Genomic DNA, 18,807 nt, shown 5'->3' with positions numbered 1-18,807 from the left:
ACGTTCAGTCTAGGTCAGGCTCCCAGCGTGCGCGAGAGAGATCGACGCGTACGTCGAGCGGGTCGGCGCCCGCGTGCGCGGAGGCGGCCGTGAGCGGCGTCCCCTCCCTGCGGTACTCGGCGACAGCATCCGCCTCGTGACCGGCCGGAGGCCGACCGTCGGCGCGGATCACGCGCCACCAGGCGACCGAGCCGCCGTGCTCGGCCATGACGCGGCCGACGGCGCGCGCCCCGCGCGATCCGAGCGTCGCGGCCACGTCGCCGTAACTCATGACGCGTGCAGGCGGGATGAGCTCGACGATCGTGAGGACCGCGCCCGCAAAGTCGAGGGGCGCCTCGTCGGCCCGCTCGGCCGGATGCGCGTTCACGGTCGGCAGCGCACGGTCGCCGCCGTTAGATGGCGAGCTTGCCGATGATCTCGCCGTACTCGGTCTCGCCGACCTCGACGAAGCCGATGCGGCGGAAGAAGTCGCCGGGGCCGTCGTCGCCGATCTCCCAGATCACGTGCAGCGTCTCGAAGCCGCGGGTGCGCGCCTCGTTGGCGAGCTCGCGCACGGCGAAGCGGCCGACTCCGCGGCCTTGGGCGCCCGCGTCAACGTTGATGCGCCAGACGCACGAGCGGAACTCTTCGCGCGGGTTGTCGGGGTCGAAGTTGCCGCGCACGAAGCCGACGACCTCGTCGCCGTCGAGCACGACGCGCGCCCACGTGGTGGTCGGGTTCAAGTACGCGTCATTGGCCGAGTACGACACCGGCGTGACGTACTGCTCTTGGCCGGGCCGCAGCGTCAGGCCGTTCGCAGCCACGATGGTTTTTGCCGACAGCTCTTCTACGCGCAAGTCACCCATGGCCCCCAGGGTAGAGGACGGCCATGTCCGCCGCGTGAACAGTTATCTCGATGTCGAGACAAATCGGGGGACGCGGTAGGCTGAACACGGCGCGCATCCGCGCCCTCGGCCGCTTCGCGGCCCCGCCTGCCGCGCATCCCTCGCCGCGGGCGCCACCGACGTGCGACAGACCCAACCGAAAGGCCCCGCATGGAGAAGATCAAGGTCGAAGGCACCGTCGTCGAACTCGACGGCGATGAGATGACCCGCATCATTTGGCAGTTCATCAAGGACCGCCTGATCCACCCCTACCTCGACGTCACGCTCGAGTACTACGACCTCGGCATTCAGCACCGCGACGAGACCGACGACCAGGTCACGATCGACGCGGCCCACGCCATCCAGAAGCACGGTGTCGGCGTGAAGTGCGCGACGATCACCCCCGACGAGGCGCGCGTCGAAGAGTTCGGCCTGAAGAAGATGTGGCGCAGCCCGAACGGCACGATCCGCAACATTCTCGGCGGCGTGATCTTCCGCGAGCCGATCATCATCTCGAACATCCCGCGCCTCGTGCCGGGCTGGAACAAGCCGATCATCATCGGCCGTCACGCGTTCGGCGACCAGTACCGCGCCACCGACTTCCTGTTCAAGGGCGAGGGCACGCTCACCGTCGAGTTCACCCCGAAAGACGGCGGCGAGCCGCAGAAGTTCGAGGTCTACCAGTCGCCCGGCGACGGCATCGCCCAGGTGCAGTACAACCTCGACGCGTCGATCATCGACTTCGCCCGCGCCTCGCTGAACTACGGCCTCTCGCGCGGCTACCCGGTCTACCTCTCGACGAAGAACACCATCCTGAAGGCCTACGACGGCCGCTTCAAGGACCTCTTCCAAGAGATCTACGAGACCGAGTTCAAGGACAAGTTCGAGGCCGCCGGCATCACCTACGAACACCGCCTCATTGACGACATGGTCGCCAGCGCCATGAAGTGGGAGGGCGGCTACGTCTGGGCGTGCAAGAACTACGACGGCGACGTGCAGTCCGACACCGTCGCGCAGGGCTTCGGCTCGCTCGGCCTCATGACCAGCGTGCTGACGACGCCCGACGGCAAGATCGTCGAGGCCGAGGCTGCCCACGGCACGGTGACCCGTCACTACCGCCAGCACCAGCAGGGCAAGCCCACGTCGACAAACCCGATCGCCTCGATCTTCGCGTGGACCCGTGGCCTCATGCACCGCGGCAAGCTCGACGACAACCAGGCCCTCATCGAGTTCGCCGAGACGCTCGAAGATGTCGTCATCAAGACGGTCGAGAGCGGCAAGATGACGAAAGACCTGGCGCTGCTCGTCAGCCCCGACCAGGAGTGGCTGACCACCGAGGACTTCCTCGCGGCCCTCGACGAGAACCTGAAGTCTCGCCTCGGCGCGTAGTCGCTGATCGCGTCGCGATGCGACTTAACGACCGGATGCCCGTGGTGCGAACCACGGGCATCCGGTCGTTAACCCTCCGGCACGCACCGACTTGCGCGAAAATACCCCCGGGGGTATCTTGAGGGTGACGCGTCGACGACGCATCCACGATCGAAAGGACTGCCCATGTGCTCACCCATTCGCTGCGCCACCTGCGGCAAGGTCACCTGGACGGGCTGCGGCCAGCACGTCGAGGAGGCGCTCGCGCCATTCTCTGCCGACGAGCGCTGCAGCTGCGCGGCTTAAGACCCGTCGCGGCGCGCCTCGACACCCGCACTGAGGCGAGCCTGGCCTTGCTGGATTCCGCCGGCACATCGGCGTACACCTAGAACATGACCCGGCTCACTGCAGCACTCCGCCGCTACCCGCTCGTCGCGGCCGCGCTCGCGGTCGGTGCCGTGGGGCTTCTGCTTGCCGCGGCGGACCTCGAGACGGCGGCGCGCATCCTGGTGTCGGTGTTTGCCGGCGCGGTCGCCCTCAAGGAGGGCGTCGCGATGATCCGAAGCATGATCGCGGGCCAGCTCGGCCTCGACCTGCTTGCCGTCACCGCGATCGTCGCGACCCTGCTGGTCGGCGAGTACTGGGCGAGCCTGATCATCGTGCTGATGCTCGCCGGGGGCGAAGCGCTCGAAGATTACGCCGAGCACCGCGCCCGTCGCGAACTCAGCGCCCTGCTCGACCGGGTGCCGCAGCGCGCCCACCGCATCGGCCCCGACGGCGCAATCGACGACATCCCCGTCGACGCGGTCGCGATCGGCGACCGGCTGCTTGTGCGCCCGGCCGAAATCGTTCCCGTGGATGCGCGCCTCGCCTCCCTCGAGGGATCGTTCGACGAGTCGTCGCTCACCGGAGAGAGCCTGCCGGTCGACAAGGTCGCGGGCGACGAGGTGCTGAGCGGTTCGGTCAACGGCCCCGCCGCCGTCGAGGTCATCGCGTCGGCGCTCGCCGCTGACAGCCAGTACCAGCGCATCGTCGAGCTGGTGCGCGAGGCCTCCGCGTCGAAGGCGCCGCTCGTGCGCCTCGCCGACCGCTACGCCGTGCCCTTCACCCTGCTGAGCCTCGCGATCGCGGGCATCGCCTGGGCGGTCAGCGGCGACCCCGTGCGCTTTGCCGAAGTGCTCGTCGTGGCGACCCCGTGCCCGCTGCTGATCGCAGCGCCCGTCGCCTTCATGGGCGGCATGTCGAGCGCCGCGCGCCACGGCGTCGTCGTGAAGAATGCGGGCACGCTCGAAAAGCTCTCACGCGCCCGAACCGTCGCCTTCGACAAGACCGGCACCCTCACGAAGGGGCATCCCGAGGTCGTCGACGTGCGCCCCGCGAGCGGCGAGGGAACGGCACAGCTCACCGCCGACGAGCTGCTGCGCATCGTGGGCAGCGCCGAACGCTATTCGTCGCACGTGCTTGCGGCAGCGCTGCAGCAGGCCGCCGAGAACCGTGGCCTCGCCCTCAGCGAGTCGACCGACGCCCGAGAGGTGGCGACCCACGGCGTCGCCGCCACCCTCGATGGTCGGGCGCTCGTCGTCGGCAAGCCAGCCTTCGTTGCCGAGGCCCTCGCCTCTGACGCCGCGCCGCTCTCCCGTCCCGAACTGCCGAGCGGAGAGGCTGCCGTTTACGCGGCGGTCGACGGGCGCTTCGCCGGCACGATCATCCTGCGCGACCGGGTGCGAGAGGAAGCGGAGGCGACCGTCCGCGCCCTGCGCGAGCAGGGCATCCAGCGCGTGCTGATGGTCACGGGCGACGTCGATGCGACGGCGCGGCCCATCGCCGCGGGGCTCGGCATCGACGAGGTGCACGCCGAGTGCCTCCCCGACGACAAGGTGCGCATCATTCGCGATGCGACGCCGCGGCCCGTCGTCATGGTGGGCGACGGCGTCAACGACGCCCCCGTGCTCGCCGTCGCCGACGTCGGCATCGCGATGGGCGCGCGAGGCTCGACGGCCGCCGGTGAAAGCGCGGATGCCGTCGTCCTCCTCGACGACGTCTCGCGCGTCGTCGAGGCGGTCACCATCGGCACGCAGACCGTGCGCATCGCCCTGCAGAGCATCTGGCTCGGCATCATCATCTCGGTCGGCCTCATGCTCGTCGCGGCCGCCGGGCTGCTGCCCGCCGTCGCGGGGGCGCTGCTGCAGGAGGTCGTCGACCTGGTCGCGATTCTCGCGGCCCTCCGCGCCGTTCGGGCCGGCACCAAGCAGGTGCCGGCCCGAATGGTCGCGCGGGAGACGAGCCCTACGCGGTGACCTCTGCGCGCGACGGAGTGGTCTCGACGGCGATCTTTCGCGGCTTCGCCTTCTCGAGCACGGGGATCATGACGCTCAGTACGCCGTTTTCGTAGTGGGCGCTGATTCCCTCGGTGTCGATGTCCTTCCCGAGGGTGAGCTGGCGCAGGTAGGTGCCGGCCGGCCGTTCGCGGGTCAGCCACTGCACGCCCTCCTGCGAACGCGGGGTGCGCTCGGCACGAATGGTGAGCAACTGGCCGTCGACATCAACGTCGACGCTGCCCGGGTCGACGCCCGGGAGGTCGGCGGTCAGCACGTAGTGGTCGCCGTCGCGGTACACGTCCATCGGCATCAGCCGAGGGCTTTCGCGGCGGTCGAGCAGCGTGCCGGCGACGCGGTCGAGCTCACGGAATGGGTCGAAGAACATGGTCATGTGATGGCTCCTTTCGGTCACGTCGCCCGCCGGTGTGGCGGGTGGCCAACGTTGAGTCGAGTCGACTCAACTACGGATAATTTAGCACTCGACACCCGAGAGTGCTAGCGGTTCGCGCACGGCGAAAGTGGGTGGATCCCGGCCCACCGCGTGCGTGGTGAGGCCGCTCAGTAGCCCGCGAAGTAGTCGGTCTTCACGCGCTTGGCGCCCGCGCGGCGGAGCGCGCTCGCCGCGTCGGCGACGAGCGACGGGGCGCCGGAGACGTAGCCGCGACGCGACGCAAGATCCGGCACGAGCGCGCGCAGAGCATCCGCCGTGATCTCAGTGTCGCGATCGAGCACCGTCACGGTGGCGCCGGCCTCCTCGAGCACATCGCGGTACAGCACCTCGTCGGGGCGCGAGGGCACGTAGACGACGTGCACGTCGCGCGTCTCGCCGCGCGCGGTCGCCGACGCGAGCTGGCTCGCGAACGGGGTGACGCCGATGCCGCCCGCCACCATAACGACGGGCGTCGCGGGGTCGCGCGGCAGCAGGAAGTCGCCCGAAACCTGCGTTGCCTGCACCGTGGCGCCGTCGTCGAGCTCGCGCAGCACCTTCTTGAACGACGACCCGATGTCGGGCGTGCGCATGCCGAGCGAGATCTGCTCGTGCTCGGGGGCCGATGCGATCGAGAAGATGCGGCGCGTGCCGCGGCGGTCGGCGCTGTGCGGCAGGTGCAGTTCGAGGTACTGGCCCGGCTCGAAGCGCACCGGCCGGGTCGGGGTGAACGTGAACTCAGTCGCGCTGTCGGACAGCGCGCGTGAACCGGTGAGGCGCAGCGCGAAGCCGCCGCGGCGTGAGACGGCGAAACCCACGATGTTGCCGACAACGAGGGCGAGTTCGGGGGTCGTGTAGAGGAACCCCGCATTGAACGGAATCGAGAAAACGAGGGCCGTGACGACGGCAACCAGCCACTGCTGCCAGCGGCGCGGCGGCAGTGTCTGCGGCTCACTCAGCATGTATCCGGCGAGGAACACGACGGGGAAGAGCAGCAGCACCGAGCTGTACGCGTCAAACGGCTCGGCACCCGTCAGGGTGATGCGGGTGCCAATGATGGCGACGGTCACGGCGATGAAGATCAGGCCGATGTCCATGCGACGCGTGCGGTCGAGCAGCAACAGCGCGCCGAGAGCGACGACGGGCAGCATCGCGGGGGTGCCGATCCACCAGAAGCCGATCGTCAACTGCGTGAAACCGGCGATGACGACGCCCGTCGCCGCCGGGTTCAGGATGTGCCGCCCCCGCCACACGATGAGGTACTTCGACAGGGCCGCCGCGATGCCCGCGACTGCGGCCCCCATGAGGTCGCGCAGTTCGAGCGTCGGCGGCACAAAGCAGGTGATGAGCAGCGCCGTGATGATGCTCGACTCGCGGTGCGGAACGACGCGAGCGAGCCGCGCCGCAATCTCGTTGGCGCCGAGCGTCGCCACCATCACGACGCCGAGCGTGCCGAGAATGCCGTACCATTCGAAGCCCAGTTCGCCGAGCGCTCCGAGCAGCATGCCCATCGCGAGCACGGCCGCGGTGGCGATGACGGTCAGGCGGTACATGCTCACCTGTCCGGTAACGCGGTCGATTGTCGCCCTCATGCGAACACCTCTCCATTCCACCCGGCGCTCGCCTCGAGGCGACCGTCCGCGTGCATCCGTACGTATTCGACGCCGAGGCGCTCAGCGATTGCGCGCGGCTCGCCGACGAACAGCGCCGTGGACGCGCCGTCGGCGACGAGCGCCGAATCGGCGACCGCCCACGTGGCGATGACCCCGTTCGCGACCGGGATGCCCGTGGTCGCGTCGACGATGTGGTGCAGCCCGTCGCCCCACGCGCGCCGATTGGGGGCCGAGGCCGCCAGAGCCCGGCCGCACTCGAGCGTCGCCGTGCCGACGACCAGCGACGGATTCGCCGGATTCTCGAGCCCCACGCGGATGCGCGACTCGCCCACGGCGCGCAGGTCACCACTGCCGTCGACGACCGCCCCGCGCGCCCCGCGGGCGATCAGCAGTTCGGCGACCAGATCGACGAGGTACCCCTTGCCGGCCGCTCCGACGTCGATGCCGACGGGGGAGGGGGCGTCGAGCACGAGGCGATCGCCCTCGGTACGCAGGCTGAGGGCGTCATCCCACACTGGCGCCCCGATCGGTTCGCCGCTCGGCGCCAGCCGGTAGGCCGCGTCGTAGCCGAGGCGGTCGAGCGAGCGGCCGACGAGCGGGCTCACGCGCCCGCCTGTCATCTCGTACAGCTCGCGGTAGTGAGCGAACAGGGCGTCAGCATCGCGCGGAAGTCGGTGGCTGCCGCCCGTTCGCCCAATCAGGCTGACGAGCGAGTCATCGCGAAACCGCGACCAGTCGCGATCGAACTGCTCGATGCGTGCGTCGACCGCCGCGCGGACATCGGCCTGGGCGCCGTCGCCGTGCGCTCCGGGCGCGACGTCGATGCGCCAGGGGGCGCCGATCGCCTCGAACTGCCAGACGACCTCGTCAGCCGGCGAGAGCATCCGCCTTGATGGCGTTGAGCGCGTCGGTGAAGCCGCCGCCCGTCAGCGACGAGCCGGCGACGCGCGTGACCTCGACCTCGTCGACGGCCTTGCCGACGACCTCGGCCTCGATGCCGCCCGCGAACATCGTCTGGTAGCGCGACGTTGTCGGGTTGGTGGGGTTCGGGTCGACGGTGACCGCCGTGATCGTGTTGCCCTCGATCGTGACTTCGACGTCGACTGTCTCGGTGCCGTTCGGCGAAATGTAGGTGCCCGAGGCGCTGTACGTGCCGTCGGCGTAGTCGCCGCCCGCTTCGACGGGAGGGTTGGTTGATTCGCTGCCCGAGCCGCCTCCGGCGTCGACGTCGCCGGGCGCCGTCATGCTTCCTGGAGAGCACGCGGTCAACGCGCCCAGCAGGGTGAGGGATGCCGCGGCGGCGTACAGGGGGACAGCGGCGGGGCGGGTGAGGCGGGTCATCGGCGCTCCGTGGTGGTGTGTAAACGGCGGTACCGGGCGCGGAAGTCGCGTCCAGGCGATGATCGGATGCCGTTCAGCATCGCGGATCTCAATGGACATTCGCTGTGGCGGCGCGATCGGATCCCCGGCATCACCTGCCAAGACCCTGTGCAGAAACTTCCTTCTACCCCTGAAAGAGGTGCATAGGGTTTCGCAACCGGGGGAGTCGAAAAGCGGCGCCCCCACGCAGCAGGAAGGGTCACCCCCGCTTGTGAACGCAATCACACGCCGCTCGGCGGCACCACCCCGCATCCGTTCATTCCTCGCCGCGACCGCGGGCGCGGCGATCGCTGTCACCGGTGCCATTGTCGGCCCGGTCTCGGCAGGCGCGATCACCACGCCGCTCGCGTCGGGCAAGCCGCCGATCGTGCAGTCGCAGATCGAATTCGAGCCCGGCCGGTACATCGTCGTGCTGGCAGACGAGGCTGCCGCCACCTACGAAGGCGGCGTGAACGGATTCCAGCGCACGGCTCCACGCGAAGGGGAGCGTCTGGATGCGCGCCGCTCGCCGGTCGCGGACTACCGCGAATATCTGCGCGAGCGTCAAGACGCCGTCGCCGCCGAGGTGGGCGTCGACGTCGACACCTCGTACACCGTGACGGTCAACGGCTTTGCCGCCGAGCTCTCGGTCGAGCAGGCCGCCGAGCTCGCGACCAGCCGCGACGTCGTCGCGCTGGTCCCCGACGAGTTGCAGCAGATTCAGGCCGAGTTCGGCACCGAATTCTTGGGCCTTGACGGCCCCGGAGGCGTGTGGGAGCAGATCGGCGGCGCTGAGGTCGCGGGCGAGGGCACCGTCATCGGTGTGCTCGACACGGGCATCTCGCCCGAGCACCCGTCGTTCGCCGGTGAGCCGCTTGGCACCACGCCCGGCGCCGAGCCCTACCGCGACGGCGAGACCATCGTCTTCGAGAAGGCCGACGGCAACACCTTCACCAGCGTGTGTCAGGAGGGCGTGCAGTTCACCGCCGACGACTGCTCGACCAAGATCGTGGGCGCGCGCTACTTTGTCGACGGCTTTGGCGCCGACCGCATCGGCGACGACTCGACGGGCCCGGGCGAGTTCCTCTCGCCGCGCGACGGCGACGGTCACGGTTCGCACACGGGTGGCACCGCCGCCGGCAACCACCGCGTCGACGCGACCGTGACCGGCATCGACTTCGGTGCCATTTCGGGTGTCGCTCCCGCCGCGAAGATCGCTGCGTACAAGGTCTGCTGGAACGGCCCTGACGCATCCGTCACGACCGACGACGGATGCGCGACGAGCGACCTGCTCGCCGGTATCGACGCCGCCGTGGCTGATGGCGTTGACGTCATCAACTACTCGATCGGTGGTGGCGCAGCTCAGACCACGATCTCGCTCACCGGTCAGGCGTTCTATGGCGCCGCGGCTGCGGGCGTCTTCGTCGCCGCGTCGGCGGGCAACTCGGGGCCGGGTGCCTCGACGCTCGACAACGCTGCCCCGTGGATCACGACCGTTGCCGCGAGCACGATCCCCTCGTACGAGGGAACCGTCACGCTCGGCAACGGCGCGGCCTTCCCCGGTGCATCGATCACGGTGGGCATGACCGAGGGTGAAGAAGCCCTCACCGGCCCGCTCGTCCTCGCGAGCGCTGTCGCCGGAACCACGGCGACGCCGGCAGACATCGCGCTCTGCGCGCCCGGCTCGCTCGATGAGGCGCTCGTCGAGGACGACATGATCATCGTGTGTGATCGTGGCGTCTACGACCGCGTTGCCAAGTCGGCCGAGGTCGCTCGCGTGGGCGGTGCGGGCATGGTCATGGTCAACGTGACCCCCGGGTCGGTTGACGGCGACGCGCACTCGGTGCCGAGCATCCACCTGGATGCGCAGTACCGCGACGCGGTTGTCGCCTACGCCGCGACCGAGGGCGCGACCGTGAGCCTTGCGGCCGGCAACCTGACGGATGTCGTCACCCCGGTTCCGCAGGTCGCCGGCTTCTCGTCGCGCGGGCCCGTGCTCGCCGACGGCAGCGACATTCTGAAGCCTGACATCGCGGCTCCGGGTGTGGGCGTTCTCGCCGCCACCTCGAACCGTGAGAGCGACGCGCCGACCTTCGGGTTCCTCAGCGGAACCTCGATGGCTGCCCCGCACATCGCGGGACTGGCGCTGCTCTACTTCGGTGAGCGCCCCAACGCGACGCCCGCCGAGGTTAAGTCGGCCCTGATGACGACGGCCTACGACACCCTCGGTGCCGACGGCTCGACCGTCACCGACCCGTTCGCGCAGGGCGCCGGTCACGCCGACGCGACGCGGTTCTTCGAGCCGGGCCTGCTGTACCTGAACGGTGTCGACGACTGGAACGCGTACGCGCAGGGCATTGGCTTCGACGTCGGCGTTGAGCCGATCGACGCCAGCGACCTGAACCTCGCCTCGATCGCCGTGGGTGGCATGACCGGCCCGCAGACGGTGACCCGCACGGTCACCGCGACCGAGGCTGGCACCTTCACCGCGAGCGTGCAGGGCATGGCGGGCATCGATGTGACCGTCGAGCCAAGCACGCTGAGCTTCGGTGCGGCGGGCGAGTCGGCCACCTTCACGGTGACCTTCGCGCGCACGGACGCCCCGCTCGACCGTTTCACGACGGGCTCGCTGACGTGGACCTCGGGTGACACGACGGTGCGCTCGCCGCTCGCCGTGCAGCCGCTGACGATCATCGCCCCGGCTGAGGCTGCGGGCGAAGGCGTCGACGGTTCGGTCGAGATTGCGGTGACACCGGGTGGCACGGGCGACATCGCCCTGGCCAGCACCGGGCTCGCACTGGGCGAGCGTCTGGCCGACCCGGCCGACGCTGACTCCGAGAACTCGGGTTCGGGTTCGACGGGTGACTTCGCTGAGTACACGGTCGAGGTTCCGGAGGGTTCGCAGTTCACGCGCTTCGACCTGGAGGCGTTGGACCCGGCAAGCGACCTTGACCTGACGGTGCTGCTGCTCGACGCGACCGGCACCCCCGTTGCGGGCTGGCAGGCGGCCACCGCCGCGGCGAGTGAGCGCATCGACCTCGTTGAGCCGGCCGCGGGCACCTACGTCATTTACGTCGACGTGTACTCCGCTCCGGCGGTCGCGTCGTGGAACATGACGGTCACCTCCCTCACCGCGGGCGGTGCCGAGCTCACGCTCGACCCGGCCGTACTGGCGGGCGAGCAGGGTGTTGAGACGGCGTTCACCGCGTCGTGGAACGACCTCGAGCCGTTCTCGAGCTACCTCGGCATCATCAGGTACGGCGAGACCGGCGCGAGCACCGTGCTGTCGGTCACGACGGGTGAAGCCGCTGTCGAGGAGCCGGTCGCGGTCAGCCCGCCGGTCATCGAGGGTGACGCTGTTGAGGGCCGCACCGTGCGTGCCACCACAGGCGAGTGGGAGGGCGATGGCCTGACCTTCACCTACCAGTGGTACCGCGACGGTGCGCTGGTTCGCGGCAAGCCGGGCACGCGCCCCGAGCTGAAGCTGAACAAGCCGATGGTCGGCGAGACGCTCACGGTGGTCGTCACGGCGACCGACGGCGCGGGTGCGACGGCGTCGCAGACGAGCGAGGGCGTCGTGGTTGAGGGCAAGCCGAAGGGCGGGCCCAAGAAGCCGAAGGGCCCGAACGCGATCGTCTAAATCGACCGCGTGAGACGCTGCGGCCGGGGTTCTTCGGGTCCCCGGCCGCAGCAGTCATTAACCGCGAGCGCTCGAGCGAATCTGCTCGACTGCTTCGCGGAACCCCCCACTTGTCAGCGACGACCCGGCGACCCGCGTCACGTCCAGCTCATCGATGTGCTTGCCGACGACCTCCGCGGCAATGCCTCCGACGAACTCCCCCTGATAGAACGCGACAGTCGGGTTGTTTGCCCCCGGCGTCACCGTCACCTCCGTGACGATGCCCCCCGCCAGGGTGAGGAAGACCACGATGTTCTCGCGGCCGTTCGGCGACGTGTACGTGCCGTTTCCCGTGTACAACCCGTCGGTGTAGCTCCCCAGCTCTCCGCCCGACGCACCCCCCGATGCGTCGACGCGATCCACCGATGGCCCGCCGAAGAGACCCAGCGGCGCGCATCCCGCCAGCGCAGCGACGGCACCGACGGAAACGCCAAGAGTGGCGCTCACGCGGGTGAGGCGTCGTGCGGGTGCGGATGCGGCGAACATGGGGCTCCTCGGGGGTCGTCATCCCTCATTCGCCGCCCAGCGTGAATCGGATTCGCCCCCGTTCGGGGGCAGGACGAGCGGGTCGGAGGCGACGGCCCCGCGCCCTCGGCTACTCGTCGTGCAGCGCCGCGTCTTCCGCGGTTTCGCGCCAGTCGGTGAAGGTGACGGTAAGGCCTGCCCGGGTCGGGGCGCAGAGCACGGGGCCGATGCGCGCATCCGTGTGCGGAAACCGGGCCACGCGCACGAGGCGCCAATCGCCCGGATTCTCGCCCCCCGCATCCTCAATGCGGGCGCGAATGACGACGGCGTCAGTAAATCGGGATGCGCGCACCCGCACCGCGCGCCCGATCGCCTCGTCGAGGCGGCCCGTCGACCAGTCGCTCGCGCCGACGGTCACGACGGCGCCGAGTTGGGGGTGCCCGTCGGCCAGTTCAACGCCCGCCTTCAGCCAGATGCTGTCGTCGACGGCGATGTACAGGCCCGCCTGGTCGAACTGCTCGGTGAAGCCGTCGAGCGCGAACGCGACCTCGACGGCCGTGCCAGCGGCCCACGGGCGCAGCAGGGCGTGGCCGTTGTCGTGCCGGAAGCCGTAGGCGGTATCGCGCCACCAGTCACTACCCTCGGCGGCCTCGACGGTGAGGCGCTCGCCGTCAAGGCGGTGGGTGACGGGGTCACGGCTCCACGCCGCGTCGGCGGCGTCGAAGGCGATGCGGCGGTCGGGCGCGCTCATGCCGCACCCACGCCTGCGCCGGCAGCGTCTGGGCCACCCGCACCCGCGGTCTCGACGCCGGCGGCCCACACCCGTTCGACCTGCTTCTCGGCATCGAGCAGGACGACATCGGCGGCATAGCCGACGCGCAGCAACCCCCACTCGTCGGCGCGGCCGAGCACCCGCGCGGGCGTGAGGGTGAGCGCCTCGATGGCGAGCGCTTCGTCGACGCCCGCGACGTCCACGGCGCACCGCAGCGCCGCATCCTGGGTCAGGGTCGACCCGGCGATTGTCTGCGTTCCGTTCAGCATTGCGATTCCGCCCTGCACGGTCACGTTGAGCGAGCCGAGCCGGTAGTAGCCGTCGCCGCCACCCGCCGCCGCCATCGCGTCGGTCACGAGGGCGACCCGGTGCGGTGCGGCGCGGAAGGTCATTTGCGCCACCGAGGGGTGCACGTGCACCCCGTCGAGCACGAGCTCGAGGGTGACGCGGTCGTCGTCGAACCCGGCGACGATGGGGCCCGGGTCGCGGTGGTGGATGCCCGGCATCGCGTTGAAAATGTGCGTGACGAGGGTGGCGCCCGCGTCGAACGCCTCGCGGGTCAGCTTCTCGTCGGCCTCGGTGTGACCGACCGCGACGACGACGCCGGCGGCGGCGAACTGCCGCACCGCCGCGATCGCGCCCGGCAGCTCGGGGGCAATCGTCACCTGGCGGATGCTCGACCCACCCGCCGCGAGCAGGCGCGCGATCACGACGGGGTCGGGCTCGACGAGGTACTCGGGGGCGTGCGCCCCGCGCCTCCCGATGGCCAGAAACGGGCCCTCGAGGTGGCTGCCGACGACGGTCGGGTCGGCCGCGGCCAGTTCGGCGACGACGCGCAGCGACTCTTCGACCTGCTCGAGCGGGTTGGCGACGAGTGAGATCACCGAGCGCGTCGTGCCGTGCGCGCGGTGCACGGCAAGAGCCGCACGAATCTCGTCGATGCCGTTGTCGAACGCCGCGCCGCCGCCGCCGTGGCCGTGCAGGTCGATGAATCCGGGAGTGAGCGTCCGACCGGGCAGCGCGATCGTGCGGTCGGCGGTGGGCGGAGCCTCGCCGGCCCGCCCGACAGCACTGATGCGGTCGCCGTCGAGAATGATCCAGGCGTCGCCGCGTCGACCGTCAGCATCCAGTAGCTCGACGTCGGTGAGGAGGGTGGTGGTCATCGCGGGCCCTTCGATCGGCGGCGGCCGGGTCGCCGCCGCGGGTAAACGCGAGGCGGTTACTGGAAGACGATGGTGCGCTTGCCGTCGAGCAGCACGCGGTCTTCGGCGAACCAGGTGACGGCGCGGCTGAGCGTGCGGCTCTCTTCATCTTGGCCAATGGCGACGAGTTCGGGCACCGACCGGGTGTGGTCGACCCGCACAACGTTCTGCTCGATGATCGGGCCCTCGTCGAGGTCGCTCGTGACGAAGTGGGCGGTGGCACCGATCAGCTTCACGCCGCGCTCGTGCGCCTGGCGGTAGGGGTTCGCGCCCTTGAAGCCGGGCAGGAACGAGTGGTGAATGTTGATGATGCGCCCGGCGAGCGCCGCGCACAGCTCGGGGGAGAGGATCTGCATGTAGCGGGCCAAAACGACGAGCTCGATGTCGTGGGTGTCGACGACGTCGAGGATGCGCGCCTCCATTGCCGCCTTCTCGTCGGCGTTCGTGACGGGGCGCGATTCGAAGGGCACCCCGTAGAACGCGGCGAGCTCGCCGAGGTCGGGGTGGTTGCCGAGCACCAGCGGGATGTCGACGGGGAGCTGCCCGCTGCGCTGCCGGAACAGCAGGTCGTTGAGGCAGTGCGCGGCCTTCGACACGAGCACGAGGGTGCGCAGGGGGCGGCCCACGCGGTCGATGCGGCAGTCCATGCCGTAGCGCGCGATGACGGGCTCGAGAGCGGCGCGCAGTTCGTCGTGGTCGGCGGGCGTCTCGGTCTGCAGGCGCAGGAAGAAGTTGCCGGTCTCGAGGCCCGAGAACTGCTGCAGCTCGGTGATGTTGCCCCGGGCCTCGACGATGGCCCCCGTTACGGCGTGCACGATGCCCGGCATGTCGGGGCATACGAGGGTGACGATCCAGTGGTTCAGGGGGTCACGGGTCAGGGCGTCGCTCACGCGGTTCAGCCTAGTTTGCGCGCGAGTACAGTGGATGCGGCGGACGTCTCGTCGCGCCCCGGCCCCGTCGGCCCCGCTCACGCCGACCGCGAAAGCCTTTTTCTGTCATGACTTCTGCCACCCCCGACGCCGCCACGCGCCCCTTCCCGTGGGTCGGCCTGCTGACCCTCGCCGCCGCCATCTTCGTCATGGTGACGAGCGAGTTTTTGCCGACCGGACTGCTGCCGCAGATCGCCGCTGACCTCGACGTCACCGAGCCCCAGGTGGGTCTGCTCGTCACGATCTTCGCCGGCACGGTCGTCGTCGCCACCGCGCCGCTCGCCGCCGTCACCCGCCGCTTCGATCGCAAGCACCTGATCCTCGTTGTCATGGTCGTGTTCGCGATCTCGAACGTGCTGGCGGCGCTTGCGCCGTCGTACGCGTTCCTCGTGGCCGCGCGCATTCTGGGCGGCCTTGCCCACGGGCTCTTCTGGGCCGTCGCGGGCGCCTACGCCGGCTACCTCGTACCCCGCCAGCAGATCGCCCGCGCGGTCGCCGTCACGAGCGGCGGCGGCACGGCCGCCTTCGTGCTGGGCGTGCCCGCCGGCACGGCCCTCGGCACGGCCGTCGGCTGGCGCACCTCGTTCGTCGTCATCGCGATCATCGTGGCCGTGCTGCTCATCATGATCGTGCGCTTCCTGCCCGCGGTCGACCACCGCCAGTCGCTCGCAACCGGCGAGATTGCCGTGCCCGCCCGCCGCGACACGACCTTTCCCTCGGTGCTGTTCATCTGCCTGCTAGTGCTCGTCATCGTCGGCGGCCAGAACGTCTTCTACACCTACATCGCGCCCTACCTGATCGGCTCGGTCGGCTTCGCCGAGGAGGCCGTCGGCGGGCTGCTCTTCCTCTACGGCGGCGCCGGCGCGATCGGGCTCGTGCTCGCCGGCGTGCTCGGTTCGCGCTTTCCGCGCGGCGCCCTGTACGGGATGCTCGCGGTCGTCATCGTCACCGTCGCGTCTCTGAGTCTCGCCGCCGGCACCCCGCTGCTGGTCGTCGTGCTGCTGGTCGTCTGGGGCGCCTCCTTCGGCGGCATCCCGGCGCTCATGCAGACGCGCCTGCTGCACGCCGCGTCGCCGCGCGTGCGCGACGTCGGAGCCGCGCTACTCACCACGGCGTTCAACATCGGTATTGGTGGCGGTGCGGCGATCGGCGGGGCGCTGTTCGACGTCGTTGAGACGCCGCAACTGGCGCTCGTGCAGGCGGGAATTATCGCGTTCGGCCTGAGCCTGCTCATCGTCGCCGACCTGCGCCGGCGCCGCCGCCAGGCCGCCGGGCAAACACCGCCCGACACCGACGACGAGATCGCGCAGGCCGGCACCGTCGCCCTCGTGACGGGATCGATCGCCCTGCCCGAGCATCCTAACCAGGGCGGCGACCGCGAGCGCGACGCGGGCGCCGACGGCGACGCGCGCAGCGACGAACACCCGCGGTAGACTGGGCGCTGTCGCGACTGGCGTTGGATGGGTCACCATCAGGGAGCGACCGACACGGTGAGGGGCCGTACGCCTGGGCCTCGAGCGCACATCCCGTCGCGACGCGCGCGTCTGCGACACCCGCGAGCTGTAAGGAGCCCCCGTGTCTGATCGTCTGCCCACGTCATTCAACGAGCCGCTGAGCGTCGTTGACCCCGAGATCGCCGCCGTGCTTGAGCAGGAGCTCGGCCGCCAGCGCGACACCCTCGAAATGATCGCGAGCGAGAACTTCGTGTCGCGCGCGATCCTCGAGGCGCAGGGTTCGGTGCTCACCAACAAGTATGCCGAGGGCTACCCCGGCAAGCGCTACTACGGCGGCTGCGAGTTCGTCGACATCGCCGAGAACCTCGCAATTGAGCGCGCCAAGGCGCTGTTCGGCGCCGCGTACGCCAACGTGCAGCCCCACTCGGGCGCCTCGGCCAGCGCCGCCGTGCTGCACGCCCTTGCCCAGCCGGGCGACACGATCCTCGGCCTCGAGCTCGCCCACGGCGGCCACCTCACGCACGGCATGAAGCTGAACTTCTCGGGCAAGGTCTACAACGCCACCTCGTACGGCGTCGACCCCGAGACCATGCTCATCGACATGGACACGGTGCGCGCCAAGGCGCACGAGGTGAAGCCCGCCGTCATCATCGCCGGCTGGTCGGCCTACCCGCGCCAGCTCGACTTCGCCGCCTTCCGCGCCATCGCCGACGAGGTGGGCGCGAAGCTCTGGGTCGACATGGCGCACTTCGCCGGTCTCGTCGCCGCGGGCCTGCACCCCTCGCCGCTGCCGCACGCGCACGTCGTCTCCTCCACCGTGCACAAGACGCTGGCCGGCCCCCGCTCGGGCATCATCCTGAGCAACGACGAGTCGCTGTTCAAGAAGCTCAACTCGGCCGTGTTCCCCGGGCAGCAGGGCGGCCCGCTCATGCACGTGATCGCCGCGAAGGCGACCGCGTTCAAGGTGGCGGCCCAGCCCGAATTCCGCGACCGCCAGGAGCGCACGATGCGCGGGGCGAGCATCCTCGCCGAGCGCCTCACCGCCGACGACGCGCGCGCGGCCGGAATCGACGTGCTGACCGGCGGCACCGACGTGCACCTCGCCCTCGTCGACCTGCGCACCTCGCCGCTCAACGGCCAGGAGGCGGAAGACATCCTGCACGAGGTCGGCATCACCGTGAACCGCAACTCGGTGCCGTTCGACCCGCGCCCGCCGATGGTCACGAGCGGTGTGCGCATCGGCACCCCGGCGCTGGCGACCCGCGGCTTCGCCGACGAGGAGTTCCGCGAGGTGGCCGACATCATCGCCCACTCGCTCATGCCGAACCCCGACGTGGCGGCGCTGCGCGGGCGCGTGAACGAGCTGACGGCGGCGTTCCCGCTCTACCCGGGGCTGTAGGCGTGACGGCGCAGATCCTCGACGGGTCGGCGACCGCGGCGACGATCAAGGCCGAGCTGCGCACGCGCGTCTCGGCGTTGGCCGAGCGCGGCATCGTGCCGGGGCTGGCAACCGTTCTCGTCGGCGACGACCCCGGTTCGCAGTGGTACGTCGCAGGTAAACACCGCGACTGTGCCGAGGTCGGCATCGCGTCGATCCGCCGCGACCTGCCCGAGTCGACGACGCAGGCCGAGCTCGAGGCGGTGCTCGACGAACTCAACGCCGACCCCGCCGTCACCGGCTACATCGTGCAGCTGCCCCTGCCCGCGCACATCGACACCGACGCGATTCTCGAGCGCATCGACCCGGCGAAGGATGCCGACGGCCTGCACCCGACGAACCTCGGCCGGCTCATGCTGCGCGCCTCGCGCGAGATCGACACCCCGCTGCCGTGCACGCCCCGCGGCGTCATCGAGCTCGTGTCACGGCACGGCATCTCGTGGGACGGCCTCGACGTCGTCGTCATCGGCCGCGGCGTCACCGTCGGTCGGCCGATTGGCTCGCTGCTCACGCGCCGCGCGGTTAACGCGACGGTCACGCTCACCCACACGGGCACCCGCGACCTCGGCTCACACCTGCGCCGGGCTGACGTGATCGTCGCCGCCGCCGGGGTGCCGGGCATCGTCTCGGCGGACGACGTGAAGCCGGGCGCGATCGTGCTCGACGTGGGCGTCTCGCGCGTGACCGACGAGGCGACGGGTAAGTCGCGCATCGCCGGCGACGTCGCCGACGACGTGCGCGAGGTGGCTGCCTGGGTGTCGCCGAACCCCGGGGGAGTGGGGCCCATGACGCGGGCGCTGCTGCTCGCGAACGTCGTGGAGACGGCCGAACGCCAGGTGTAGCGCCCACGCATAGGGCACGGAGCCGCCCGCCCGCGGGCTCTTGACCCGCGGGCGGGGTCGGGCGTACTCTCGTGTCCG

16 protein-coding genes and 1 riboswitch are annotated in these 18,807 nt (G+C 70.3%); of the genes, 6 read left to right on the top strand and 10 right to left on the bottom strand.

The window, feature by feature from the left end; translation table 11 throughout:
• Positions 1–4: 4 nt before the first annotated feature.
• Positions 5–367: an MGMT family protein gene (locus EV141_RS12155; RefSeq protein WP_185740098.1), complete on the bottom strand. Its 363-nt coding sequence runs from the start codon at positions 365–367 to the stop codon at positions 5–7.
• A 25-nt stretch (positions 368–392) separates the two neighbouring features.
• Positions 393–845 carry a GNAT family N-acetyltransferase gene (locus tag EV141_RS12150; protein ID WP_130486236.1) on the bottom strand — a complete coding sequence of 151 codons (453 nt, stop codon included), beginning with the start codon at positions 843–845 and terminating at the stop codon, positions 393–395.
• A gap of 189 nt (positions 846–1,034) precedes the next feature.
• Here EV141_RS12150 and EV141_RS12145 point away from each other — a divergent pair, with 189 nt between their 5' ends.
• Both EV141_RS12145 and EV141_RS12140 read left to right on the top strand, forming a co-directional pair.
• Entirely contained in the window at positions 1,035–2,252 is a 1,218-nt protein-coding gene (locus EV141_RS12145; RefSeq protein WP_130486235.1) for an NADP-dependent isocitrate dehydrogenase, read from the top strand.
• Between the two features lie 371 nt (positions 2,253–2,623).
• Positions 2,624–4,528: a heavy metal translocating P-type ATPase gene (locus EV141_RS12140; RefSeq protein WP_130486234.1), complete on the top strand. Its 1,905-nt coding sequence runs from the start codon at positions 2,624–2,626 to the stop codon at positions 4,526–4,528.
• On the opposite strand, the gene EV141_RS12135 is transcribed toward EV141_RS12140, so the two are convergent.
• The 4 genes from EV141_RS12135 to EV141_RS12120 all read right to left on the bottom strand — a co-directional run bounded on the left by EV141_RS12135 (position 4,518) and on the right by EV141_RS12120 (position 7,930).
• Entirely contained in the window at positions 4,518–4,940 is a 423-nt protein-coding gene (locus EV141_RS12135; protein ID WP_130486233.1) for an Hsp20/alpha crystallin family protein, read from the bottom strand. The two genes, EV141_RS12140 and EV141_RS12135, sit on opposite strands and share 11 nt — an antisense overlap.
• Before the next feature lie 167 nt (positions 4,941–5,107).
• Positions 5,108–6,568, bottom strand: a complete 1,461-nt coding sequence (locus tag EV141_RS12130; protein WP_130486232.1) for an FAD-dependent oxidoreductase — start codon at positions 6,566–6,568, stop codon at positions 5,108–5,110.
• Complete coding sequence (locus tag EV141_RS12125) at positions 6,565–7,473, bottom strand: FAD:protein FMN transferase (protein WP_130486231.1); 909 nt, start codon at positions 7,471–7,473, stop codon at positions 6,565–6,567. The genes EV141_RS12130 and EV141_RS12125 overlap by 4 nt, the downstream gene beginning before the upstream one ends.
• On the bottom strand, positions 7,457–7,930 hold the full coding sequence (locus EV141_RS12120; protein ID WP_130486230.1) for an FMN-binding protein: 474 nt from the start codon (positions 7,928–7,930) through the stop codon (positions 7,457–7,459). Before EV141_RS12120 ends, EV141_RS12125 begins: the two co-directional genes overlap by 17 nt.
• 250 nt (positions 7,931–8,180) lie before the next feature.
• Here EV141_RS12120 and EV141_RS12115 point away from each other — a divergent pair, with 250 nt between their 5' ends.
• On the top strand, positions 8,181–11,588 hold the full coding sequence (locus tag EV141_RS12115) for a S8 family serine peptidase (RefSeq protein ID WP_241969264.1): 3,408 nt from the start codon (positions 8,181–8,183) through the stop codon (positions 11,586–11,588).
• A gap of 57 nt (positions 11,589–11,645) precedes the next feature.
• On the opposite strand, the gene EV141_RS12110 is transcribed toward EV141_RS12115, so the two are convergent.
• The 4 genes from EV141_RS12110 to purU form a co-directional block, all read right to left on the bottom strand.
• Positions 11,646–12,113 (bottom strand): FMN-binding protein, encoded by a 468-nt coding sequence (locus EV141_RS12110; protein WP_130486228.1) that lies wholly within the window; start codon positions 12,111–12,113, stop codon positions 11,646–11,648.
• A 109-nt stretch (positions 12,114–12,222) separates the two neighbouring features.
• On the bottom strand, positions 12,223–12,843 hold the full coding sequence (locus EV141_RS12105) for a DUF1349 domain-containing protein (protein ID WP_130486227.1): 621 nt from the start codon (positions 12,841–12,843) through the stop codon (positions 12,223–12,225).
• Positions 12,840–14,027, bottom strand: a complete 1,188-nt coding sequence (gene nagA / locus EV141_RS12100; protein WP_130486226.1) for an N-acetylglucosamine-6-phosphate deacetylase — start codon at positions 14,025–14,027, stop codon at positions 12,840–12,842. Before nagA ends, EV141_RS12105 begins: the two co-directional genes overlap by 4 nt.
• Positions 14,028–14,083: 56 nt before the next feature.
• Entirely contained in the window at positions 14,084–14,893 is an 810-nt protein-coding gene (purU, locus tag EV141_RS12095) for a formyltetrahydrofolate deformylase (protein WP_130486251.1), read from the bottom strand.
• Positions 14,894–15,063: 170 nt separating this feature from the next.
• Here purU and EV141_RS12090 point away from each other — a divergent pair, with 170 nt between their 5' ends.
• The 3 genes from EV141_RS12090 (at position 15,064) to EV141_RS12080 (ending at position 18,729) form a co-directional block, all read left to right on the top strand.
• Positions 15,064–16,428 (top strand): MFS transporter, encoded by a 1,365-nt coding sequence (locus tag EV141_RS12090; RefSeq protein WP_130486225.1) that lies wholly within the window; start codon positions 15,064–15,066, stop codon positions 16,426–16,428.
• A gap of 3 nt (positions 16,429–16,431) precedes the next feature.
• A riboswitch (ZMP/ZTP riboswitch) is annotated at positions 16,432–16,514 on the top strand.
• A 56-nt stretch (positions 16,515–16,570) separates the two neighbouring features.
• On the top strand, positions 16,571–17,848 hold the full coding sequence (gene glyA / locus EV141_RS12085) for a serine hydroxymethyltransferase (protein ID WP_130486224.1): 1,278 nt from the start codon (positions 16,571–16,573) through the stop codon (positions 17,846–17,848).
• A 2-nt stretch (positions 17,849–17,850) separates the two neighbouring features.
• Positions 17,851–18,729: a bifunctional methylenetetrahydrofolate dehydrogenase/methenyltetrahydrofolate cyclohydrolase gene (locus EV141_RS12080; protein ID WP_130486223.1), complete on the top strand. Its 879-nt coding sequence runs from the start codon at positions 17,851–17,853 to the stop codon at positions 18,727–18,729.
• The last annotated feature ends 78 nt before the right edge of the window (positions 18,730–18,807 follow it).

It is taken from the genome of Microcella putealis (genome assembly GCF_004216575.1).
In the GTDB taxonomy this organism is placed as follows: domain Bacteria; phylum Actinomycetota; class Actinomycetes; order Actinomycetales; family Microbacteriaceae; genus Microcella; species Microcella putealis.
The sequence above is the reverse complement of the archived record's forward strand: the minus strand, read 5'-3'. Positions and strand labels throughout refer to the sequence as shown.